The sequence below is a fragment of the Dictyoglomus sp. genome (assembly GCF_049968615.1).
Classification (GTDB): Bacteria; Dictyoglomota; Dictyoglomia; order Dictyoglomales; family Dictyoglomaceae; genus Dictyoglomus; species Dictyoglomus turgidum.
The window spans coordinates 1-23,799 of the sequence record NZ_JBMFQK010000006.1; the positions used below are offsets into that span (position 1 = coordinate 1).

General features: G+C 34.1%; 23 protein-coding genes and 1 pseudogene. 8 read left to right on the forward strand and 16 right to left on the reverse strand.

The window, feature by feature from the left end; translation table 11 throughout:
- Window positions 1-278 (forward strand): annotated as a pseudogene (locus tag ACP5QL_RS05600) (ISNCY family transposase); the annotation flags it as partial.
- 101 nt (window positions 279-379) lie between these two features.
- Here ACP5QL_RS05600 and ACP5QL_RS05605 read toward each other — a convergent pair.
- The gene (locus ACP5QL_RS05605) at window positions 380-1,159 is read right to left on the reverse strand and encodes an SHOCT-like domain-containing protein (protein WP_272996121.1); all 780 of its coding nucleotides are present in this window, start codon (window positions 1,157-1,159) and stop codon (window positions 380-382) included.
- A 269-nt stretch (window positions 1,160-1,428) separates the two neighbouring features.
- On the opposite strand from ACP5QL_RS05605, the gene glgP reads away from it, so the two are divergent.
- Window positions 1,429-3,141, forward strand: a complete 1,713-nt coding sequence (gene glgP / locus ACP5QL_RS05610; RefSeq protein WP_428125981.1) for an alpha-glucan family phosphorylase — start codon at window positions 1,429-1,431, stop codon at window positions 3,139-3,141.
- Between the two features lie 35 nt (window positions 3,142-3,176).
- Here glgP and ACP5QL_RS05615 read toward each other — a convergent pair whose 3' ends face one another.
- The 4 genes from ACP5QL_RS05615 to ACP5QL_RS05630 form a co-directional block, all read right to left on the reverse strand.
- A complete protein-coding gene (locus ACP5QL_RS05615) occupies window positions 3,177-4,019 on the reverse strand; it encodes a carbohydrate ABC transporter permease (protein ID WP_272996123.1) in 843 nt (280 codons plus the stop codon).
- Complete coding sequence (locus tag ACP5QL_RS05620) at window positions 4,019-4,906, reverse strand: carbohydrate ABC transporter permease (RefSeq protein WP_012584152.1); 888 nt, start codon at window positions 4,904-4,906, stop codon at window positions 4,019-4,021. Before ACP5QL_RS05620 ends, ACP5QL_RS05615 begins: the two co-directional genes overlap by 1 nt.
- A 68-nt stretch (window positions 4,907-4,974) precedes the next feature.
- Window positions 4,975-6,219 (reverse strand): ABC transporter substrate-binding protein, encoded by a 1,245-nt coding sequence (locus tag ACP5QL_RS05625; protein WP_012584153.1) that lies wholly within the window; start codon window positions 6,217-6,219, stop codon window positions 4,975-4,977.
- A 100-nt stretch (window positions 6,220-6,319) separates the two neighbouring features.
- Complete coding sequence (locus tag ACP5QL_RS05630; protein WP_012584154.1) at window positions 6,320-7,510, reverse strand: ROK family transcriptional regulator; 1,191 nt, start codon at window positions 7,508-7,510, stop codon at window positions 6,320-6,322.
- Between the two features lie 129 nt (window positions 7,511-7,639).
- Here ACP5QL_RS05630 and ACP5QL_RS05635 point away from each other — a divergent pair, with 129 nt between their 5' ends.
- From ACP5QL_RS05635 to ACP5QL_RS05645, 3 genes are read left to right on the forward strand one after another with little or no spacing between them, the layout of a single operon-like run.
- Window positions 7,640-7,939, forward strand: a complete 300-nt coding sequence (locus ACP5QL_RS05635) for a hypothetical protein (protein ID WP_012584155.1) — start codon at window positions 7,640-7,642, stop codon at window positions 7,937-7,939.
- A gap of 16 nt (window positions 7,940-7,955) precedes the next feature.
- Entirely contained in the window at window positions 7,956-8,906 is a 951-nt protein-coding gene (locus tag ACP5QL_RS05640; protein WP_012584156.1) for an aldo/keto reductase family protein, read from the forward strand.
- A gap of 3 nt (window positions 8,907-8,909) precedes the next feature.
- Window positions 8,910-10,616: an Rqc2 family fibronectin-binding protein gene (locus ACP5QL_RS05645; RefSeq protein WP_428125986.1), complete on the forward strand. Its 1,707-nt coding sequence runs from the start codon at window positions 8,910-8,912 to the stop codon at window positions 10,614-10,616.
- Here the strand turns inward: ACP5QL_RS05645 and ACP5QL_RS05650 are convergent.
- Window positions 10,590-11,501 carry an RluA family pseudouridine synthase gene (locus ACP5QL_RS05650; protein WP_012584158.1) on the reverse strand — a complete coding sequence of 304 codons (912 nt, stop codon included), beginning with the start codon at window positions 11,499-11,501 and terminating at the stop codon, window positions 10,590-10,592. The genes ACP5QL_RS05645 and ACP5QL_RS05650 overlap by 27 nt on opposite strands.
- 6 nt (window positions 11,502-11,507) lie before the next feature.
- A complete protein-coding gene (locus tag ACP5QL_RS05655; RefSeq protein WP_012584159.1) occupies window positions 11,508-12,185 on the reverse strand; it encodes a Crp/Fnr family transcriptional regulator in 678 nt (225 codons plus the stop codon).
- A gap of 146 nt (window positions 12,186-12,331) precedes the next feature.
- On the opposite strand from ACP5QL_RS05655, the gene dnaA reads away from it, so the two are divergent.
- Window positions 12,332-13,663, forward strand: a complete 1,332-nt coding sequence (gene dnaA / locus ACP5QL_RS05660; protein WP_012582428.1) for a chromosomal replication initiator protein DnaA — start codon at window positions 12,332-12,334, stop codon at window positions 13,661-13,663.
- A gap of 2 nt (window positions 13,664-13,665) precedes the next feature.
- On the opposite strand, the gene hflC is transcribed toward dnaA, so the two are convergent.
- From hflC to ACP5QL_RS05685, 5 genes are all read right to left on the reverse strand, one after another.
- On the reverse strand, window positions 13,666-14,511 hold the full coding sequence (gene hflC / locus ACP5QL_RS05665) for a protease modulator HflC (RefSeq protein ID WP_273333920.1): 846 nt from the start codon (window positions 14,509-14,511) through the stop codon (window positions 13,666-13,668).
- The gene (gene hflK / locus ACP5QL_RS05670) at window positions 14,508-15,497 is read right to left on the reverse strand and encodes an FtsH protease activity modulator HflK (protein ID WP_012582430.1); all 990 of its coding nucleotides are present in this window, start codon (window positions 15,495-15,497) and stop codon (window positions 14,508-14,510) included. The genes hflC and hflK overlap by 4 nt, the downstream gene beginning before the upstream one ends.
- Before the next feature lie 10 nt (window positions 15,498-15,507).
- The gene (locus ACP5QL_RS05675) at window positions 15,508-15,912 is read right to left on the reverse strand and encodes a zf-TFIIB domain-containing protein (protein WP_428125993.1); all 405 of its coding nucleotides are present in this window, start codon (window positions 15,910-15,912) and stop codon (window positions 15,508-15,510) included.
- Window positions 15,913-16,089: 177 nt separating this feature from the next.
- A complete protein-coding gene (locus ACP5QL_RS05680; protein WP_428125995.1) occupies window positions 16,090-18,144 on the reverse strand; it encodes a PEGA domain-containing protein in 2,055 nt (684 codons plus the stop codon).
- A gap of 90 nt (window positions 18,145-18,234) precedes the next feature.
- Window positions 18,235-19,908: a diguanylate cyclase gene (locus tag ACP5QL_RS05685; RefSeq protein WP_012582433.1), complete on the reverse strand. Its 1,674-nt coding sequence runs from the start codon at window positions 19,906-19,908 to the stop codon at window positions 18,235-18,237.
- Window positions 19,909-20,074: 166 nt separating this feature from the next.
- On the opposite strand from ACP5QL_RS05685, the gene ACP5QL_RS05690 reads away from it, so the two are divergent.
- Window positions 20,075-21,334 carry an alkaline phosphatase family protein gene (locus tag ACP5QL_RS05690; RefSeq protein WP_012582434.1) on the forward strand — a complete coding sequence of 420 codons (1,260 nt, stop codon included), beginning with the start codon at window positions 20,075-20,077 and terminating at the stop codon, window positions 21,332-21,334.
- A gap of 95 nt (window positions 21,335-21,429) precedes the next feature.
- Here ACP5QL_RS05690 and ACP5QL_RS05695 read toward each other — a convergent pair whose 3' ends face one another.
- Genes ACP5QL_RS05695 through ACP5QL_RS05710 form a run of 4 tightly spaced genes read right to left on the reverse strand, consistent with a single transcriptional unit; the run spans window position 21,430 to window position 23,422 of the window.
- Window positions 21,430-21,594, reverse strand: coding sequence for a hypothetical protein (locus tag ACP5QL_RS05695; RefSeq protein ID WP_424662471.1), 165 nt, complete (start codon window positions 21,592-21,594; stop codon window positions 21,430-21,432).
- The gene (locus ACP5QL_RS05700) at window positions 21,585-21,746 is read right to left on the reverse strand and encodes a hypothetical protein (protein WP_428125999.1); all 162 of its coding nucleotides are present in this window, start codon (window positions 21,744-21,746) and stop codon (window positions 21,585-21,587) included. Before ACP5QL_RS05700 ends, ACP5QL_RS05695 begins: the two co-directional genes overlap by 10 nt.
- A complete protein-coding gene (locus tag ACP5QL_RS05705) occupies window positions 21,730-22,404 on the reverse strand; it encodes an ABC transporter permease (RefSeq protein WP_428126001.1) in 675 nt (224 codons plus the stop codon). Before ACP5QL_RS05705 ends, ACP5QL_RS05700 begins: the two co-directional genes overlap by 17 nt.
- Entirely contained in the window at window positions 22,394-23,422 is a 1,029-nt protein-coding gene (locus ACP5QL_RS05710) for an ABC transporter ATP-binding protein (RefSeq protein WP_428126003.1), read from the reverse strand. Before ACP5QL_RS05710 ends, ACP5QL_RS05705 begins: the two co-directional genes overlap by 11 nt.
- On the opposite strand from ACP5QL_RS05710, the gene ACP5QL_RS05715 reads away from it, so the two are divergent.
- Window positions 23,382-23,798: a ferritin-like domain-containing protein gene (locus ACP5QL_RS05715; protein ID WP_272996213.1), complete on the forward strand. Its 417-nt coding sequence runs from the start codon at window positions 23,382-23,384 to the stop codon at window positions 23,796-23,798. The genes ACP5QL_RS05710 and ACP5QL_RS05715 overlap by 41 nt on opposite strands.
- Window position 23,799: the final 1 nt, after the last annotated feature.

The window sequence follows — 23,799 nt, forward strand, 5'->3', positions numbered from 1 at the left end:
GGGCTGTAGGGTATTTTAGGTATGATACAGAGAAGGAATTAGAATTTCTAAATGAGCTTTATCAGTATTATAGATTATTTGTGAACTTTTTTCTTCCTGTAGTAAAGCTTGTTAAGAAGGAAAGAAGAGGTAGTAAGGTAATAAAGAGTTATGATAAACCAAAGACCCCTTATGAGAGAGTATTGGAATGTGAAGAGATAGAAGAAATAAAAGAGGGATATAGAGAAAGCATGGGGAAAGTTATGGAAGGCTCACAGATACAAGGAAGAGAAGAATGATTTCGTATAGAATTTTAATGAGGCAACGAATACCTATTTCATATAGAAAATTATGTGAGGCAACAAGGATTTATCCCTCTTGGGAGGATTACAAATTTAAACTAAAGAACCTTTATATCACCCATGGTACAGCTTAGCTCCATATAAGATTTTTCACCTGCTCCATAGATATAAGTATCACCCTTTATAATATCCGCCTTCTTTGCAAATGATAAATCACCTAAGGAAACTGTTGCATCAATTTTTCCATCAAAGTTTTCAGGAAGAGCAATCTTTAAATCCCCCATATGACAATTCAATTTGACAAGAGAGGGACTTTTTAAAAGTTTTATCTCAAAATCTCCCATATTAACTCCACCTTGAATTCTGTCTGCCTCTACCTCTAAATTAGCGTCTCCCATCTTTACAAAAATCTCGAGCTCATTACAGATTACTTTTCCTTTCAAATCTCCAGCTGAAACATTAACTTTTACTAATTTCAATTTAGGAATAGCTAAATTAAAATCTCCAGCATGGATTTTTAGCAAATCACCATTAGTAGAAAATACCCCTTCACCTATTACAACCACCTTTGGTTCCTCAGAAAGACTCATATTTACATCTCCTGCCAATACTTCAATATAAAGGGGTCTCTCAAAATCCCAATCAAAGGTCTCATCAACTTTAGTACCTCCTCTTATTCCACTTGCAACCAAGGTAGGTACCATAGAGAACGCAGAAGTAATAGCTTCAGCCACAATACTTCCAATATCTAAAACTCCTATCCCTTTTCTTTTAGTTTCTCTCTTTTCCTCAATAGCTTCAATTAATTTTTCCGCATCTTCAGCGGTAATCTTACCCTCCTCAAGAAGTTTTAATATCTTCTTAATTTCCTCTTCCATATATACTACGCCCCCTTCCAATTTAATAAAATTCTTTTTAATAAAAATATAGCATTAATTTCATTTTTTATCAACATATATTTTATAATTTTAGAAAGAAAATTTTAAATTTTACCATAAGAAAAATTTTTATAACCCTAACTAACCCATGTTAATTAATATAAAACAATGTAACTGCCTAATTTTCATGAATTTTACCTATTTGAAATCTTTAAGTTTTTGTTATATCATTCTAAAGAAAACTCCCAAAGATAAGGAGGTAGAAAAATTTGAGAGAAGATTATTTGGAAAAATTGAGAAAAGAAGAAGTCATAGCCTATTTCTCCATGGAGATTGCTTTAATTAGCGACATCCCCACCTATAGTGGAGGACTGGGAGTTCTTGCGGGAGATACAGTAAGAACTGCAGCAGACCTTAATATACCCTTCATAGCGATAACCCAACTTAGTAGAAAGGGATATTTTAAACAAGAGATAGATAAAGATGGAAATCAAATTGAATACCCAGTAAACTGGGATCCTGAAAAATTTCTCACCAAGCTTCCCTTTAAGACTAATGTGGAGATAGAAGGGAGAAATGTCTCTATTCAACCTTGGGTTTATTATTGGACTTCCCTACATGGACATACAGTACCTGTAATTTTTCTCGATACTAATCTTCCTGAAAACTCTGAAGAAGATAAAAATATAACCGATGTCCTTTATGGGGGAGATTTAGCCCATAGGCTAAAACAAGAGATAATCTTAGGTATTGGAGGGGCAAAGGTAATAAAACAATTGGGCCTTAGAGTAAGAAAGTATCATTTAAATGAGGGACATTCTTCTTTATTAACCTTAGAACTACTCAAAGATGAACTTTCTTCAGGGAAGAGTTTAGAAGAAGCAGAAAAAAATGTGAAAGAAAAATGTGTATTTACCACCCATACTCCTGTAGAAGCTGGACACGATAAGTTTCCTTATGATATGGTAACAAAAATAATGGGAAACTACATTTCCATAGATATTATTAAGAAATTCGCAGGAAATGATATTCTTAACATGACCCTTCTTGCCCTAAATCTTTCTGGATATGTTAATGGTGTGGCCAAAAGGCATCAGGAAATCTCTCTCCAAATGTTTCCTGGACATAGAATTCATGCCATTACCAATGGAGTTCACTCTTTTACCTGGACTTCTCCAAGTTTTAGAAAACTTTTCGACAAATACATCCCAGGATGGGCCACCGAACCAGAGCTTTTATCAAGAGCTCAATTCATTCCCAATGAAGAGATATGGAATGCTCACATGGAAGCAAAAAGAGATCTGATAAAATTAATTTCCAATGAGACAGGAGTTCAATTTGATGAGAATGTACTTACTATCGGCTTTGCAAGAAGAGCTACTGCCTATAAAAGACCTCATTTACTTTTTTCTGATATCAACAGACTTAAGAAAGTAAAAAGAAAAGGACCAATTCAAATTGTCTACGCTGGAAAAGCTCACCCCAAAGATATTGAGGGGAAGAAACTTATAAAGGAGATTTATGAATATATAAAAGCTCTTGAGAATAATATAAAGATCGTTTATTTACAAGACTATAATTTAGATATGGCAAAAAAGATCATAGCAGGTGTAGATGTATGGCTAAATACTCCCCAAAGACCTCTTGAGGCTTCGGGCACTAGTGGTATGAAAGCAGCCCACAATGGAGTAATCAACTTTAGTGTCCTTGATGGATGGTGGATAGAGGGACATGTGGAAGGGTATACCGGATGGTCCATTGGACCTTCTCCCTTTGAGGAAAAAAGTATCGAAAACCATGTTCAAGAAGAAATAGACGATCTATATAACAAACTTGAATATATAATTATCCCTACCTATTATCACCATAGAGACGAATGGATAGAAATAATGAAAAACTCAATATCTAACCTTGCATCTTACTTTAATACTCATAGAATGATGAAAAGATATATTACTGAGGCATATTTTAAAATAGGATAAAGGGGAGGTTTTTTTTGCCCTCCCCTCTAATTTTTTTAAACCCCTGATAAAGATCCTGAAAGTAATCCTCTCATGAAATATTTTCCAAGAAAGATATACACTAAAAGAGGAGGAAGAGCAGTTATTAAAGCTCCAGCCATTTGAATATTCCACTCTACAAAATAACTTCCAGCAAGATTATTAAGAGCTACAGTTACAGGCTGAACTGAAGGATTAGGGGCTACCACAAGTCCGAAAAGAAAATCATTCCATATGGAAGTAAACTGCCAAATCATAACAACAGCAAAAGCAGGCATAGAAACAGGTAAAACTATTCTTCTATATATTCCTAAGAAATCAGCACCGTCAATTTTAGCTGCCTCGATAAGTTCTGTGGGAATTGTAGAGTAATAATTCCTAAAAATAAGAGTAGTTATAGGTATACCATAAACTACATGAACAAAAATCAATCCATAAATAGTACTATAAAGTTTCATTCTTTGTAGTACTTGAACCAGAGGTATTAAAATACTTTGATAAGGAATAAACATACCAAAAAGAAGAAGAGGAAATATAATATTAGCCCCCTGAAATTTCCACTTAGTAAGAACATATCCATTCATGGAACCAAGAAGAGCTGATATTATTGTAGCAGGAATAACTAAATACAAGCTATTAAGAAAGTTTTGAGAAAGCCCCCTAAGTCCCTTTTTGCTATCTCCAAACCATGCCTTAACAAAACTCTCAAAACTTATTGTTTTGGGTGGATTCCACATTCTTTTGAGATCTACTTCTGCAAAACTTTTCATGCTTGTGATAAGAAGAACATAAACTGGAGTAAGGTAGAAAATCGCAAATAAGATAAGCACTAAATAAATTAAAACTCTACTTAATTTCATTATCTCTTGACCTCCGACCTTAAGCTATATCTCAAATATGGAACAATCAAAACTCCAACCATCACAAGAAGAATTATAGCTATGCTTGCTCCTTGAGCAAAATGGTTTCCCCTAAATGTAGTATCATACATGAATAGGGCAGGCACATCACAAGAAAAACCTGCTCCTGCTCCTGTCATTGCAACCACAAGATCAAATATCTTCAAAGATATATGTCCCAAAATGATTACAGCTCCTAAAGTAATAGGTCTTAAAAGAGGTAAAACAATATACCTATATACCTGCCATAAATTTGCTCCATCTACTTGTGCTGCCTCAAAAAGCTCATAGGGTATACTTCTTATTCCTGCAAGATACATCGCCATAACATAACCTGACATCTGCCAAACAGCAGCAATAACCACAGCTTTTATCCCAATTTTGGGATCTGTGTACCATCCACTTTTTAAAAAAGAAAGTCCTATCTTATCCAGAAGTTGATTCAATCCAACAGGGTTTCCTGCTGTACCGGGATTAAGTATCCATCTCCAAACTACACCCGTTACTACAAAAGAAATAGCCATTGGAAATAAATAAATGTTTCTAAATAAATTTTCTCCTCTTATCCTTTGATCAAGAAAGATAGCCAATAAAAAACCAATAATCAAAGAGGCCAATAAGAATAAAGTTGTAAAGACTAAAGTATTTCTCATTGAAATCTGAAACCTTAAATTTTGGAAAAGTTCCAAATAATTTCTAAATCCGACCAGGTTATAACTTGGAAAAATATCATTCCAGTCAGTTAGAGAAATAAATCCTGTCCATCCAATAAATATATAAACAAATATGATTACAAGGATTAGTGAAGGAAGTATGAAAAGAAAGGATAAAATTTTATCTTTTTGCAAAGAAGATCCCTCCTAAAAAATTAATTAAAAAAGGGAGAGGGCTTTATTCCCTCTCCCAAAGAAAATTTTTACTGTTTTACACCATTTTTAATAGCAACATTCACAAGTGCTTTCTGGGTTGTCTTCACATCTGGTCTCACCACAAACAGAGAGATTACATCTTTAAATTCGGTTACCCAGCCTTCAGAAGCTGCAGCTCCATGCATTACACTTGGTACAATCTTATGTTTCAACCAGTCCTCCATACAAGATCTTTGATAAGGTGGAAACTTTGATTTGTCTACATCAGTTCTTGCAGGAATTGATCCCTTCTTAAGATTGAATGCTTCTTGCCCCTCCTTAGAACCTAATACCTTTAAGAAGGCTATCACATTATCTCTATTTTTCGCCCCCTTAGGAAGTCCAAAACTATCAGAAAGAGCGTCAAAAATACCAGCATTACCAGGTGCAAGGACCCAGCCAAAATCATTAAAACCCTTAGCGTAGAAGTATCCTACTGCCCAATCCCCCATGATAGTCATAGCAGCACTACCATCTACAATTAAAGCACAAGCCTCATCCCATGTCCTTGCTGAATGATCTGAATTCACATAAGTTAGCATTTTCTTGAAAGTCTCAAGAGCATCAGTAACTCTTGGATCTGACCACTTAGTCTTACCATCCCAAAGTCCTTTATAACCTTCAGCCCCAAGTTTTCCAATAAGCACTGTCTCAAATACATGAGCTGCTTCCCAACCATCCTTAGTTCCAAGGGCAAAGGGAGTTATACCTTTTGACTTTAGTGCATCTGCTACTTTAAAGAAATCCTCAAAAGTTTTAGGAGGAGTTAAATTGTTTTCTTCAAATATTTTCTTATTATACCAAAGCACGTTTGCCCTATGAATATTTACAGGAACAGACCAATAATCACCTTTGTAAGATACAATATCAAGAATTCCCTTTGGCATTACCTTTGCCCAACCCTCTTGTTTATACAAGAAGGTTATAGGTTCCATGAAACCTGTTTTTACCCATGTATCAATCAACTCGTGTCCTGCATGTACTTGGAAAGTATCAGGCGGATCTCCACCAAGCATTCTAGTCTTTAACACTGCTTTAGCATTAGCACCAGCCCCTCCTGCGACAGTAGCATTAATTATTTCTACATTTGGATATTTTTTGTGGAATATATCAATTAAAGCTTGTAAGCCCTCTGCTTCTCCCCCTGCAGTCCACCAACTAAAGATCTCTAATTTACCTTTAAGTTGAGCCATAGAGGAAACTGAAAGTAAGAGAATAGAAATTAACAAAATCATTATAATTTTGCGAAACATTTCAAACCCCCCTTTGAGTATGATTTTTAAAGAAACTTAAGAAGAACAAAAATCTAATTTAAAATTTCACCTCCTTCCTTAAAAGTTTAAACTACAAATCTTATACTGTTGAAAGCACAGGGCCCTCAAATATGTCCCAGAATGCCCATATACCTGCTCCAACAAGCTCAGCAGGATAATCCAAAAAAGATGTCAATTCAATTCTTACCTTTCCAGCATCAGAGGTTATACTTTTTTCCTCAACAATCTTCTTAACTTCTTGTCTTATAAACTCCCATACATCCTTAGTATCTTTTTTAATAAGAGGCCCACCAAGAATTATTACATCTGGATTAAGCCCATTTATAATGTTTATTAAACCTACAGTTAATTCATCTACATACTTTTTAAGGGCTTTCTCATCAGCTATCTCTGCAGTCTCCTTTTCCAGATCAAAACCTGCCTTTTCTGCAATATCGCCTCCTAAGGATGCGTACCTTTCCCAACAACCTAAATTCCCACACTTACACTTAATACCATCTTTCATAATGGTCATATGTCCGAATTCACCTGCAGTATTATATCTTCCTCTATACAGTTTTCCATCAAGAATTAATCCTGTTCCTATTCCTTCCCCTACATAAACGTATACAATATTTAGATCGTTATACTCTATTTTAGTTCCTAGCATTCCCTCTGCAACAACAGCCATATTTGCTTCGTTATCCATCTTCACAGGAATCTCTACAGAAAAAGCCCTTCTCATCCTTTCTGCTATCATATCTCCAAGGGGTAAGTTTTTCCAATTTAAGTTGGGTGCAACTACTACATTCTTAAAAGTATTATCCACTATTCCCGGTATTCCTATACCAACTGCATGGGTTTTTTCAAGACCTTCAGGAAAAAGCATTTGGGTGGCTTTTTCAAGTTCATCAAGAAAATCTTGAGGATTCTTAGGAGTAAGAAAACTTTTTATCTCTTTTATATTCATAGCAAAGTCAATTTTTGATAAATAGGTATAGGTAACTCCAACTTTTATAGCAAGAGCATTTCTATACTCAGGATTTAAACCAAGAACTATTGCTTTTCTACCAATTTTTTTCTCACTTGAAGGTTCTATTTCTATAATCATACCTTCATCTATGAGATTGTTAACAAGCCTTGTAACTGTACTTTTACTTAAATTGAATCTTTTGGCTATCTCAGTACGAGAAATATTTCTACAACGCAAAAAAGCATTTAGTATTATGGTTTTATTAACTTCTCTTTGCTGGCTTGCTCTTCCCCCTCTCCCTGTCCTAATAAAAACCATGTTTATTAATCATCCTCCTATTAGTTTCTACTTGAAAATAAAGTATATTTTATTAAACAACTTTTAATTTTTTTTGTCAATAGATAGAATTATAGTGTAACTAAAATTAACTTTCAAAGGAGGATAAAAATGTTTAGCTGGCTTAAAAAACTATTTTCCAGTTCTCCTTCACAAATTTCATCAAGTTCTTTTATAGTTAGTGTAAAATGTAAAAGATGCGGAGAAATCATTGATGTAAGAGTAAGACCTAAGGAAGAAGCAAATCCCGAATTTGGAGACATGGATCAAATAATAAAATATGAACTTTTTAAAGATGTTCTTGGCACAAAATGTCCTAACCTTATGAGGCTTCATATTGAATTTTCCCCTTCTTGGAGTATAATCTCAAAAGAAATAGAAAATGGGGAAATTATTGAAATTAAAAAATAAATAAAGAGGAAAGATAATGGAATATAGAAAACTTGGGAAAGCTGGAGTTAAGTTAAGTGTTTTAGGACTTGGAGCGTGGCTCACCTTTGGAGAAAAAGTAGACTATGATGTAACTAAAGAGTGCATTGCTACTGCTATAGAAAGTGGAGTAAATTTTATAGACCTTGCTGACGTATACGCTCGAGGAGAAGCAGAAAGGGTAGTAGGCAAAGTCATAAAAGATCTTGGAATTAGAAGACAAGATCTTGTCATATCCAGCAAAGTTTATTGGCCCATGAGTGAGAATGTAAATGACAGAGGACTTTCAAGAAAACACATAATGGAATCCATTGATGGTTCATTAAAAAGGTTAGGCGTAGATTACTTGGATATTTATTTTTGCCACCGTTATGATCCAGAAACTCCTATAGATGAAGTGGTAAGAGCTATGGACGACTTAGTGCATCAAGGAAAGATTCTTTACTGGGGAACCAGCGTGTGGAGTGCAGCCCAGATTGAAAATGCTATTGGAACAGCAATAAAATACAATGCTTATCCTCCTCAGGTAGAACAACCAAGATACAACATGTTGGATAGACATATTGAGCCAGAAATAATACCCACATGTGCTAAACATGGAATTGGAATTACAGTTTTTTCTCCACTGGCTCAAGGTATCCTTACAGGGAAATACAACAATGGGATTCCTGCAGGAAGTAGAGCATCCTGGAGTGATTGGCTTAAAAATGAGCTTACTGAAGAGAATATAGAAAAAGTGAGAAAACTTACCAATATCGCAAAAGAGCTTGGAATAACCATGTCTCAACTTGCTCTTGCGTGGATCTTAAGAAAGCCAGAGATAACTTCAGCAATTGTAGGTGCCTCAAAACCTGATCAATTAAAAGAGACTCTTAAGGCTGGAGATATTAAACTTACAGAAGATGTTCTTGAAGAGATTGAAAAGATACTTGCTAACGCTCCTAAGTAAAAGATGAGGTTAAAGTTAAGTTTTGATTTATTAACCTTAGAGCTCTTTTATGAAGAGACAAAAGATCTTATTTTAAACTCCATCGTAGAGAAAATATATCAAATAGGAAATACGGATATATTTTTAGAATTATTTTCTCCTAATCATGGAAGATTCAAACTTATTCTCTCAGTACACCCTCAACTTTATAGGATTCAAATAACAAAAAAAGAATTTCCATATCCTGTCCGTCCCCCTTCTTTCCTCATGCTTCTGAGAAAGCATTTAGAAGGGGGACGCATAATAAACTACTCTTTAGTACCACAAGAGAGAATTGTAGAATTTAAAATAAAAAGATTTCCTGAGGAAGATAAAAAACTCATATTAGAACTAATGGGAAAATACAGTAATCTCATCCTTTTAAACGAGAACCATATTATTATAGATGCTATAAAACATATAAGTAGCGAAGTAAGTAGATTTAGGGAGATATTACCTGGAATTTCCTATATATACCCACCTAAAACCCAAAAGATTTCAATCCTTGATCTTAATGAAGAGAGACTGGATGAAATTTTAAATAAAGAGACATCCCTTAAAGATGTACTTTTAAAAGAAGTAGCCTATATGAATCCTCAATTGGTGAATGATCTTCTTGGGGAAAAAGATAAAGAAAAGATCAAGAAAAGAATATTAGAAATAAGGGAAAAAATTATAAAAAAAGAATTGACCCCAATAGTATATTTTCATGAAGATGAACCCATTACCTTTAGCTTGTTTCCCTTGAAAGAATATGAAACCTTTGAGAAGAAAGAATTTGATAAAATTTATAAAGCTATTGATTTTGTCTATTCCTATGCCTTTGATAAAACCCTTTTTGAACAAAGACAAAGAAGGCTCTTGGAGCTAGTAAAGGAGAATATCAGAAAAGTGGCTGATAAAATAAAAGAATTTGATGAGCAGATAAAAGAAGGAGAAGATGCAGAAAAATTAAGAATTAAAGGAGAAATTCTTCTTTTCCATAAAGATGAGATCAAAAAAGGAGTTGGAAAAATAATACTTCCTAATCCCTATAATTTTGAGGAGATTGTAGAAATAGAGCTTGATCCAAGTCTTTCAGCCTTCGAAAATGCCCAAAAATACTTTAAAAGGTATAAAAAATTAAAGAGAGGAATAAATATTTTAAAAGAACAAAGACAGAAATTAGAAGACGAACTTTATTATTTAAACTCTTTAGAATTTTCTATAGAGAATGCCAAGACCTTTCCAGAGTTAAGAGAGATAGAAGAGGAATTGGAAAAGGGAGGATATATAAGAGAACCAAAGGAAATAATATACAAACGCGAAAAAAGACCAGAACTTCTTAAATTTTTGAGTTCCGATGGTTTTGAAATATATGTAGGAAAAAACAATAAACAAAATGAAACTCTAACCTTCCAAATTGCAAAACCAGAAGATTTATGGCTCCATGCAAGAGGAATTCCAGGAGCTCATGTGATAATAAAGACCAACAATGAGGAAGTTCCTGAAAATACCATTTATGAAGCCGGTTCTCTTGCAGCCTATTTTAGTAAGGGTAGATATTCAATTTATGTTCCAGTAGATTACACGAAAAGAAAATATGTAAATAAACCTAAAGGCTCAAAACCAGGATTTGTAATATACAAAAACGAAAAAACCATATTTACGAAACCAGAAGATGCTCTACCTCTTCTCTCTCAAAAGAGTTAAAACCTTCTTAAATTCCTCAGGAAGATCAATCTCAAACTCCATAGGTATACCCTTGGTTGGATGTATAAATGAGACTTTTTTAGCATGCAAAAGTTGCCCTTTTACCCCAAACTTCTTATCTATCCTTCCATAAACCTCATCACCTACTATAGGAAACCCTAAATGAGATATATGAACTCTTATCTGATGAGTTCTTCCCGTTTCAAGATCTGCAGAAATTAAGGTATAGCCTTTAAATCTCTCTAAGACTTTAAAATTGGTGATCGCTATCTTTCCATAAGGCACAATAGCCATTTTCTTTCTATTTATAGGATGCCTTCCTATAGGAGCCTCAATCCTTTTTTCCTCCCAAGGAATTTCCCCCTCACATAAAGCCCAATAAGTTCGCCTTAAAGTTCTGTTTTTAAGCTGTTCTGAAAGCTTTTGGTGAGAGAGATCATTTTTAGCAATTATTAAAAGACCTGTGGTATCTTTATCAAGCCTATGTATGATTCCTGGTCTTAGCTCCCCTCCAATTCCAGAAAGATCTTTTACCCTATAAAGAAGAGCATTCACAAGGGTATCATTATAATGACCATGAGCCGGATGAACCACCATACCTTTAGGCTTATTAATTATCACCATATCTTCATCTTCATATACTATCTCAATAGGAATATCCTGAGGTTTAACTTCGGTCTCTACAGGAGGAGGAATAATAACTTCAATTCTATCCCCAAGTTTTACTTTATAACTATTTTTTATAGGTTTTTCATTTACTTTAATCAGTTCTTTCTCTATGAGATCTTGAATTTGAGAACGAGAAAGGGGAACTTTTTTAGAAAGGTATTTGTCTATTCTTTCACTCTCACCTTCTACATAGATCTCATATCTTTGTTTTTCCATGGGATCTTATATTCTTCTCTTTAATTCCCAAACATCTTTGATTATTACTTGATTTCTTTCAATAGAAAGAATTCCATCTTCTTCGAAACTTTTTAATATCCTCGTAGTAGTTTCCCTTGATACCCCAATCAGATTTCCCAGCTCTTGCCTTGTAAATTCAAGATCAATTAGAATTTCATTATTAATCTTCTTACCCCTCTCTTGAGCAATATCAATAAGTAGCCTTGCTACTTTACCCGGCGCATCCAAGAACATAAGGGTTTCTATCTGCCTATTTGCTTTTCTAAGTCTCAAAGATAAAGTCTTTAAAATCTTTAAAGCAAGTTCCGGATGTTTATAAAGAAGAATTAAGAAGTCATTTCTCTCTATAATGATTACCCTTGTTTCTTCCAAAGCTACCACTGTGGCAGATCTGGGCTCCCCATCAAGAAGAGACATTTCCCCAAAAAATTCCGTAGGATATAAAATAGAAAGAATACCTTCTTTCCCCTCTTCTGTTTCAATAATAACCTTAACTCTCCCTGAACATATAAGAAAGAAAAAGTTTCCTAAATCACCTTTTTGAAAAATAACCGCATCCTTAGGATAAGTCTTCTCCTTAGATATAACTAAAAGCTTTTCTAATTCTTCATCGGAAAAATCTTCAAAGAGAGGGACATTTTTCAAAAACTTTTTTACTTCCATTTTTTCTCTCCTTTTTGACATGGTCTCCAATCAAGATTATAACCTAACCATGAAAAATACAGCAATAAAAATTTTAATTGTAATAAAAAATCTCATTTGATAAAATTATTTTTGTCTCAAATTAAAAACTTTTGGAGATTTGTATTATGGATGACATAAAAAGCATTTGGGAAGAGGCTCTTTCTTATCTTTCCTTAGAGATTAGCAGACCTGGGTTTGAAACATGGATAAAAACCCTCAAACCTCTCACCCTTGAGGGTAGCAAAATAGTTCTACAAACTCCAAATAAATTTTCAAAAGACTGGTTAGAAGAATATTACCTTCCTCTTATAGAAGAGGTAATAAGAAAGGTAACCCAGAAGGATTTTAAAGTAGAGATCCTTGCCGAAGAAAAAGAAGAGAATATTCCTGAGGATAAGAAAGTAGAATATCTTTCTACCTCTTATAACAATTTAAATCCTAAATATACCTTTGATACTTTTGTAGTAGGAGATAGCAATAGATTCGCTCACGCAGCTGCATTAGCGGTGAGCCAAAACCCTGGTAAAGCCTACAATCCCCTCCTTATATATGGAGGAGTAGGATTAGGTAAAACCCACCTTATTCATGCTATTGGTCACTCTATTCAAGAAAAATACCCGAAGGCAAGAGTAGTTTACGCCTCTATGGAAAAATTTACTGTGGAACTTATTGACGCCATAAAAGAAGATGGTATGACAAAATTTAGAAATAGATATAGAAATATTGATGTACTCTTAATAGATGATATCCAATTTTTGGCAGGAAAAGAAAGAACACAAGAAGAATTCTTCTATACTTTTAATGCTCTCTATGAAGCTGGAAAACAAATTGTACTCACCAGTGATAGGGTTCCAAAGGAAATTCCAACCTTAGAAGATAGATTAAGATCTCGCTTTGAGTGGGGATTAATTGCAGATATTCAACCTCCAGATCTTGAAACCCGAATAGCCATACTAAAGAAGAAAGCCGAAGCTGAAAAAGCAAAAGTACCTGATGAGGTTATTGAGTTTATAGCCTCTCAAATCCAATCTAATATTCGTGAATTAGAGGGAGCTTTAATAAGAACCATAGCCTTTGCCTCTTTAAACAATATGCCTATAAATCTTGAACTTGCAAAAACCGTTCTTAAAGATATAATTCAACCTCAGATAAAGAATATAACTATCCAAAATATACTTCAAGCTGTGGCTGAATACTTTAATATTACTGTTGAACAGTTAAAAGGTAAGGGAAGATCTCAAGAAATAGCTGTTCCAAGACAAATAGCCATGTACCTTGCAAGAACTTTAACTGACCTCTCCCTCCCTAAAATTGGAGAAGAATTAGGAGGAAGAGATCACACCACAGTACTTCACGCCTATGAGAAGATCCAGGAACTTTATCAAACAGATCTTTCCATTAAAAAGGCTATACAAGATATACAAAATCGATTAAGAAACTCTAACTCTAATTCTTAAGTTTATTTTTTCCTTAAATATTTGAAAAGCTCAGAGTCAGGAGTAATTATCAACACATTACCAGGAAGAGTGCTCTTGTAAAGCTCTAAGGTTTTAAGAAACTGATAAAATTCGGGATCTGAAGATAGAGCAGTTTGAAGTATTTTGCTTGCTTCTGCTTCACCCTTCCCCTTTAACTCCTGAGCCTTTCTATATGCCTCTGAAAGAATAATTACTCTCTTCTTTTCTGCCTCCGACTTTATTCTCTGAGCCTCCCTTTGCCCCTCTGCTCTATAAAGAGCAGCCTGTCTTTGTCTTTCTGCTGTCATGGAATCATATATCTTTTTGAGATTTTCCGCAGGAACACTCACCCTTTTCATTCTAACGGTACTTATTTCAATACCAAGTTCCTTTGCTTTTTCCCTTGATGATATTGTTATCTCTTCAAATACCTCTTCCCTTTTCTTAGAAACTATATCATCAAAGTCATACTGCCCTACCACTCTTCTCATCTCACTATAGATAATATCATCAAGCCTCGCCTGAGCTCCCAGTTCATTTCTTACTGTCTTTAAAAACAATATGGGATCATAAATTTTAAAAAGAGCAAAAGAATCCAAAATCATAGACTTTTTATCCTTCGTAACCACTATGGTAGGCTCTGAATCATATTGCAGAATTCTTTTCTCAAAAAATATTACTTCCTGTACAAAGGGCTTTTTAAAATAAAGACCAGGCTCTTTTACCACCCTTACTGGCTTTCCAAATTCAAGGACCACAGCCTGATTTGTTACATCAACTATAAAGATGGAAAAAATCAAGATAAATAAAATAATAAAGAGAATTACACCTAAATAAACATACTTCATTTTTTATCCCCCTCTTGAAGAGTTATGGTACTTGTGAAAAGCTCTGATGGAAAACTATATATTTTCATAGATCCCTTGGGATCATCAATTATAATAATCTTAGTTTTTGGAAGCACCATCTCCATAGCCTCTAAATAAAGCTTTGTCCTTATAAGAGATGGAGAGTTTTTATATCTTTCAAGTAGTGCTTTAAATCTTTGAGCATCGCCTTTTGCTCTCTCTATTTGTTGGTCCATATAAGCCTCTGCTTCGGCAATAATTTTTGCCGCTTGACCTTCTGCTTCGGGAACAATCTGGTTGTAATATGCCTGAGCTTCAAGAATAAGTTTATCCTTTTCTGATTTTGCATTTATTACATCTTGAAATGCTGGTTGGACAGGCTCTGGGGGAACTACGTCTTGAAGTTGAACATTCACAATCTTAACACCAAAATTGTTATTATTCAATAAATTTTGCAAAAGAGTTTTTACATTATTCTGAATTTCTTCCTTAGAAACTGTTAAAATCTCGTCAAATTCATACCCTCCAACGATTTGCCTCATAGAAGCCTGAGCAAGGTCACGAAGAAGTTTCTCTTCTCCCTTCACATTACTAAGATAAGATACAGCATCAGTTATCTGGTATTGAACCACAAAATCTAAATCCACAATTTTACCATCCTTGGTCAAAAGAAGAGATTCCTCTTTCACATCTCTATATTGAGGAGGAGGTCCCAAGGTTATAGTGCGAAAACCAATTTCAAGTCTCCTTATTGCTGAAACATCTATTTTAATAACCTGATCTATTAAGGGAATCTTCCAATGAATACCGGGATCATACATACCAATAATCTTCCCAAATCTCTTTACTATTCCTACCTCCGCAGGTCCCACAAAATAAAAGCTTGAAAAAACCAAAACCAATAAGATAACTACAATAATGATAGTAAAAATTGTTTTTATGGATAAATTATTTTTGGGAAATTGGAAATCAGGAAAATTTTGCATAAAATCCCTCCTATCTTTTAATGAAATAGGATAAAATCTTTAAAATCAAAAGTACTACAGAAACAAACTGAGACATTTTATAATCAAGCTCAAATTCATTTTGTTTCTTTAAATCTTCTTCTCCCTTTTTTAAAAGAAGATCAATCTTTTCTTCAAGCTCCTTAGGAAGATTTTCTCTACTTTCTTTGTTAAAACTCTCTTTTCTACTCCTTTGATATGCCTTATACTTTCTCAAGGAATCTAAGGGAAGCCACATCCCAAAACATTGCTCACAGTAATAAATAACTATATCCTTAGGTATAAGAGGATCTTTTAATAACATTAGTGGACTTTTGTCGTTAGGGCATATAGAGGGTTGGCATAAAGACTTTATACTTTTTTCAATGGAAAATTTTTCCACCTCTTCAGCTTTCATAGAATAGAGTTCATACTTATCAAACCATATTCCACCACAATGTTCGCATTGATCTACTTCTATGTATCTTACATAGTGGGCAAGAACTTTTTTTTAGGAATTAATATGTTTCCGCCACAAGGACAAATCTTCATTTTTAATTTATAAAGGGGAGAGAAAATTCTCTCCCCTAATTTTCTATTTTCCTTCCACAACTATTTCCTTTAATCTAACATTATTTAATGCATCTTGCAATATTCTGAGAGTAATGATGTTTTCTTTACTTGGGTCAAAATAATCCTTTATATTCCATTTAACAATAACATAATCCTTATCTTCAAATCCCATAGGAAGGGTTATAGGTTTTCCATTTACAAGCACTATAAGAATGGGATCTAAAATGGATTTTTTCTTTTCATCTTTTTCAAAGAATAGGTTTATACTCAGTATTATATCCTTAAAATTGAAAGGAGCAGGAACTTTCACTTCAAAAACTCCAGAAGGTTTCATTACAAGGGCATATTCTTTGCCTTCTTTGTCCATAAATACATTTTCAGCTCTTAAAACTATTAAGTTACCATCATATCCACCCTTTGTAAAGTTGAGGTAATAAGTCTTAGTCACCACAACGGGAACAAGAGTAAACATATAACTTACCTTGTCCCTTGGTTTTACTACAATTTCCGTATTAAGATCATTATACCCCTCTAAGGAGAGAGTTAATGTATATCTACCTTCTCTTAAATATAAAGTGATGGGAGTTGTACCTTGATATTTTCCATCAACATAAACTCTTGCTCCCCTTGGCTGAGAGTCTACATTGACTTCAGAAGATATAGGCTTAAGGGTAACATTTAATTGTTTTACATCTCCAGGATTAAGATAAACCGTCTCTGAGTAATCTTCATAGCCCGAAAGAGTAACCCTTACAGAGTAGGAGCCAGAAGAAAGATCCGTTATGGATAAGGGAGTTTTACCTTTATATACTCCATTAATATATACATCCGCGAAGGATGGTGTTGAGAAGATATTTAAGGTAGCAGAAAGAGGTACTAAAGTAAAATTATAGTTTGAAACTTGTCCAGAATAGACATCTACAAATTCTATATAATCTTTATACCCACTTAGTCTTAGCTGTAGTTGATATCTACCTGGATTAAGGTTATTGATTACAATAGGGGTTTTCCCTCTATAGACTCCATTAAGATAGACATCAGCACCTTGAGGCACTGAATTCACATTTAAAGAGCCATAGAGCGGAACTAAAGAGTAGGAGAGATATGTAGTTCTATTTGGCTCTACTTTTATAGTTTCTATTCTCTCTTGATAACCTGAATATACAATTCTCAGCTGATAGGTCTTTGCAGGAATATTATATAAAATTAAAGGAGTTAATCCCCTATAAGTTCCATCAAGATATACCGATGCACCTCTTGGTTCTGTCTCTATTCTCAAATTTCCATAAGCAGGTTGCAAATTAAAAGTATATTCTCTATCTCTTCCCTCTTGAACTACTATATTGGTGGAATAATCTAAATATCCTTCTTTCTTTAAAGTTACCCTGTAATTCCCTGGAAGTAACATTAAGGTTAATGGAGTTGTACCTTGATACTCATCATTTAAGTATACCTGTGCTCCCGAAGGATTAGAGTAAATATTAATCTTTGATCTTACTTGAGCTTCCTGAACATAAAAATAGGTTACACTCTGGGCCCAGGTTTTACCCTCTTCTTTCCTCAAGGTTTTCTGCAAATTTTCAAGAGCCGTTTCTACTTTTTTTTCTATAACACTTCCTGGAGCCATACTTTCAAATCTTTTACCAGGAAATATTTCAAGTGGTTTCTTAGTAATTATCCCTACTACATACTCTTTTCCAAAAGGTGGAGTTACTTTAAAGCTGTAAGTGGGTTTATCTGGAAAAGTATAAGTTTTATCCTTTTTGATGAAATTATCCTTAGAATAAGAATTTGGGAATATTAACTTAAATTGCCCATCAGGAGTTATGTCAAATAGGTATAAATAAACATCATCGTTTGCCTTTACATAAATTATTAAATTCTCTCCCACTTTATATACGCTTCCCTCGGGTTTATTCAACCAAAGATCTAAATTTAAAACAGGTTGAGGATTAGGAACTATAATTATTTTCTCCCATTCTCTCTCGGGTTGAATCTGTATCTTTTCTTGTGCAGCCCCCCCACTTAACATTATTAAAACAAAAACAAGGACAAACAAAGAAAGCAATCTTCTCATAAAAAATCCCTCCCTTAATATGTTCTCACTACAGGAAATTATAGCAGTAAAAGGAATATAAAAAAGTGATAAAAGTCACATAAATAAAGACTAATAATTATTTATCCCTGCCTCTTTTTTTCTCTTTTTCTCTTCATACATCATTTTATCTGCCATCTGCAAGAGCTCCTCTATACTACAAGGAGACTCAGGATTATAAAAAACTGTACCAATGCTCAAAGAAAGTTTATAAGCTTTATCCTTCCTTTGATTCGATATTTCAACCTTATGTCTTAACCTATTTAAAATCTCATCTTTATCCTCTTCCTTCTCTACGACTCCAAGAATAACAAATTCATCTCCTCCAATTCTTGCTATCAAATCATTCTCTCTAAAAGTTTTTTTCAGTATATCTGCAGTCTCTTTCAGAGCCAAATCCCCAATATTATGACCTAAATTATCATTTATCCATTTCATGTTATCAAGATCTATAAAGATTAGAATTAAGTTCTTTTTTAATCTTCTTGCAAGGCCCATGGTATGTTCAGCAAGAGTAATAAAACCACGCCTATTATAGAGTCCTGTTAAAGGATCAGTATTAGAGATCTTCTTCAATTCTTCTTCTAACTGCTTTCTATAAGTAATATCTAAAACGGTACCAAGAATAGCAGGCTTTCCTCTATAAGTAGTATTCACAGCACAAAGTTCAAAATATACTGTATTACCATCTATCTTTCTTATGCCTTTAAACTCATCAATCACATAATCAAGTTTTCTCTCTCTAAGTACACGTATTCGGTGTAAAAACTTTCCTTTATCCTCTTCTGCAATGATCTTTAAAAAGTCCGTAATGTCATTTAACTCAAAGGGATATCCAAGAATTTCTACAAGTTGAGGGTTTATATAGACCATCTTGTTTTCTTGAGAAATAAAAACTCCTATTAAAGATTGCTCAGCAAGTAATCTATAGCGGTCTTCTAATTCTTTATAATTTTCCCATAATATGTTCTCAAAAATTATTCCCGATAGATAACTGGAAAATCCCTCAAGATAAGATATTAGTCTATCGTCAAGAGGATCTCTTTCCTTAAATTCCAAAAGCAGTACTCCAAATAAGGAATTACTTTTCTTAAGAGGAATAGCAATAGCAGAAAGAGTCCTAAGGGTTACACTTCTTACTGTAGTTTTACGCATATCTGGGTAATATAGGATCTTTCCCTTATTTATCACATGATAAAAGGGATATCTTTCATCGTCCTTTTTTAATTCTGCTTCTATAGGTTCTGAATAGTGTCTTATTTTTAGATCTCCATTATCCACAAGAGCAATACATCCAAATTTTGCCTTAAAAACCTTTAAAATAGTATTAAATATTTCCTTTTCTAATTCCTTAGTATCCTTTTTATTAAAACCCTTTATTAAATTAAAGATATCTTGAAAAACAACCTCTTCTGTTTTATCAAGAATCTCTGTTATTATTCCTACTACTTTATCATTCATTTTTATAGGAGTAATTTTTACTTCCTCAAAATTCTCATCAAGGACAATCCTCTCTCCGCTCAAAGCTCTTGAATAATAAATAGCCTTATCGTTGAATTGTGGAAGTACCTCAAGTAATGGCTTATTCATAATTTTTTGATCTTTGATTTCAAAAAACTTTTCAAAGCTTTTGTTGTAAAAGATCAACCTTAATTTATCATCAGTGAAAAACACAGGATAATTTACTTCGTTAGAAAACCAAGATAAAAATAAATCCTTTGATTTAATCCATTGAAAAACTTCCATCCCTTCTTTCCCCCTACTACTTTTGCTCTTAAAGCATTAACTTTAATTTACCACAAATATGAAATAAATTTCAAGAACTCTTTTAACTTATTTTTAATATGTTTCCATGATAAAATTTACTTATAATGATAAAAATATGGATGCTTAAAAAGAAAGGAGGATTTTGATGAAGAAAATTTTATACGTGGTGCTTGACGGCTTAGGAGGAACTTCTGATCCGAAGCTCAATGGTAAAACCGAATTAGAAGTCGCAAAAACTCCTAACATGGACCGTTTAGCCCAAAAAGCAAAACTCGGTCTCATGTATCCTATAGGTCCCAATATTGCTCCTGAGTCTGACGCAGCAGTTTTAAGCATTCTTGGTTATGATGTGGATAAATATTACACTGGAAGAGGTCCCTTAGAAGCCCATGGAGCAGATATTGAAGTTAGAGATGGAGATCTTGCTTGGAGGGCCAATTTTGCAACAGTAGACGAAGAAACCTTAAAGATCCTTGATCGAAGAGCAGGAAGAAATTTATCTACAGAAGAGGCAAAAGCCCTTGCAGAGGAGGTAAATCAAAAAGTAAAGCTGGAAGATGCAGAATTTATCTTTAAAGCCACCGTAGGACATAGAGGAGTTCTGGTTATAAGGAGCAAAAAAGGAAAACTTTCTGCCAATGTGGAAAATATAGATCCCGGGTATAAGAGACATGGACCTTATAGTATTGCCATTTCCAATCCTCCATCAGAAGTACAAAAATGTATTCCCCTTGATGATTCTGAAGAAGCAAAAGAGGCTGCAAAACTTACCAATGAGTTCGTAATTAAAGCCTTTGAAGTACTAAAAAATTCTGAAATTAACAAAAAGAGAAAGGCAGAGGGTAAAAAACCTGCAAATATAATTCTATTAAGAGATGCAGGAGATTCTCTTCCTAAGGTCCCAACTCTACAAGAGCTTTATGGGCTTACCTTTGGAAGTATTGTAGAGATGCCTGTAGAAAGAGGAATTGCACTCCTTACTGGAATGAAAGAAGTACCTATAGAAGACGCTACCAATTACAAGCTTTGGGCAGATAAGGTAATCTATGCTTTAGAGCACTATGATGGAGTATATGCCCATTTAAAAGGTCCTGATGTACCTGGACATGATGGGGATTATGATAAAAAGATCAAAAGTATAGAAGATATTGATTCTATTTTCTTTGAAAGTCTCTTACCTAAGCTTGACTTTTCAAAAGTGGTTATAGCTGTAACTGCAGATCATGCTACCCCTTGTATGTTAAAGTCCCACTCCGAAGATCCAGTACCACTAATGATTATTACCAATGGAATTACTCCTGATGGTCTTACCTACTTTGGAGAAAGTGCTTGTAGTAAAGGTAGCATTGGGAAAATTAAAGGAACAGAACTTTTGCCTCTTCTTGTAAAAATAGCAAAAGAATAGATCTAGGGAGGACACTGTCCTCCCTTTTTAATAATTGACCTTCCTTGTCAAGGTTCCTCTTCTTTTTGAAATTTTTTCTGCTAAATTAAAAGAACCTAAGCCTCTTTGCCCCTTGCGAAATAAACCACTAAGAATAAAATCTCCACCATAAAAAGAGGTCTTACAAAACTATATAGTAAAAACCAGTACCACTCAGTCCAATTAGTCCATATCTTCCACCCAAGAACCAAAAGAGAATAAAACCTTCTTACTATTGCCATCTTACGATTAATCTTCCCTCTCTTCTCGCTATGGTCTCAATTCTTTTAGCAAGGTAAAAGGAACCTCCTATGTAAATGCCAGATAAGAAAAGAAGTATAACTGTTTCTAACTCCACTGTTAAAAAAGCAAAAGGTTTACTTCCTAAAATCAAAGTTTGGTCTTAAAGCATCAAGTCCTAAAGTGGTGGGAAGCAAAGAAGATAAAAAGGATATAATAAAAGGAAAAACTTTTACAGGAAAGAAAAACCCAGAAAAAAGATAGATAGGCTCTTGGAGAAGACTTGCAAGATGCCAAGCCTCTCTTCCCGAAAGAAGAAAAACACTAGAAAGCATCATACCAAGACCATAAAGAGCTATCAATGTTATTGAAAAGATAAAAAGAGCTGAAGAAAGATTACTAAAATCTACAGGAATTTTAAAAATCAAAATACCAAGGATGAGAATAGAAATAGCTCTTACTGAAGCGGCTACCATACCGCCAAGGGCCATGCCTATAAGGATACTATTTATGGAACAAGGTGCAATAAAAAAGATAGGAAGATTTCCTGTCATCCTTTCCCAATAAAGTTGAGATGCCATAGACCACAAAATATTAAGCCAATAAGCAATCATGGCTCCACCAAGAATAACAAAGGCATAAGCAAAATCAGGCACATTAAGAGATTTATATATAAATACAAAGGTGCTCACTCCAAGAAGGGGAAGAAGGACATCAAAAGGGATCCAGAAAAGATCCCTTTTGATACCTATTATTCTAACTTGAGCCCTTGCAAGCATTGCTCTAAGGTTCAAAATTAAGCTATTCTTCATCTTCTATCCTTCTTCCTACAATCTTTATAAAAGCCTCCTCTAAGGATGGTTCTTTCCTCCTCAAAAATAGAATTTTTTCTCCTTTTTCATTAATATAAGAAAGAACATTGCTTATTAAATTTTCCTCCCTCAAAGAAAACTTTATACAAATTTTTCCATCGAGAAATCTTTTCTCAATAAGTCTAACTCCTCTTATCTCATTAAGATCTAAATCACCGCTATATGAGACTTCAATCTCATAAACTATATCCTCTTGTACCATAACCTTTAATCCCATGGGCGTATCTAAGGCAAGGATTTTACCCTTATCAATAATAGCTATGCATTTACAAAGCTCTTCTGCTTCTGAAAGGTAATGGGTCGTAAGAATTACTGTCCTATTCCCTTCTTTCACCCATTCTTTCACGTAGTTTCTTATAAATCTTGCGGATTCCACATCAAGCCCTACTGTAGGTTCATCAAGGAAAAGTACCTCAGGATCATTTATTAATCCTCTCATAAGTTGCAATCTCTGTTTCTCGCCTGTAGAAAGGGTATTAAGAAGGCTCTCTGCTCTTTCTTTAAGTCCAAATTCCTTTATATAAAAATCAATTTTTCTTTTTGCTTCCCTTAGATTAAGCCCATAAAGTTGAGAAAAGAAAAAAAGATTCTCTCTTACGGTGAGTATTCCATACCCTGGATTTTCGCCTCCTGAGACGAGATTTATCTTAGACCTTATCTTATTAAATTCCTTTTCTACATCAAAACCAAGAACAAAAGCCTTTCCACTTGTAGGAAGTAAAAGAGTAGTAAGAATCCTTATCAAAGTGGTTTTTCCTGCACCATTCCTACCTAAAATGCCCAATATTTGTCTCTTTGTTATCTGTAAGTTTACATCCTTTAAAGCTTCTATTATCTTTTTCTCTCTCTTATTAAAAAAGCTTCTTGAAAGATCAATACTTAAAAGTTGTAATTTATCCTTAGGGAGGTGAAATAAAATGGCTTCTAAAGAACTCTTAGATCTTTTAAATGATGCCATTGCAAGAGAGCTTCAAGTTTCCATTCAATACATGTGGCAACATGTTCAATGGAAAGGGGCTGAACATTTCGCAGTAAAAGATGAGCTCAAAAAAATTGCTATTCAAGAAATGAAACATGCAGAAAGTATTGCTGAAAGATTATTTTACCTCGGTGGTATACCTACTACAAAACCCTCTCCTATATTTGTAGGAGAAACCTTAAAAGAAATGTTAGAACAAGATGTAAAGGATGAGCAAAATGCTATTGAGCTTTATAAGAAGATTATTCAAAAGGCAAGAGAAGAAGGAGATATTACTACAGCAAAGCTCTTTGAAGATATATTAAAGGACGAAGAGGAGCATCACGACACCTTTACAAGCCTTCTTGAAAAGTAGT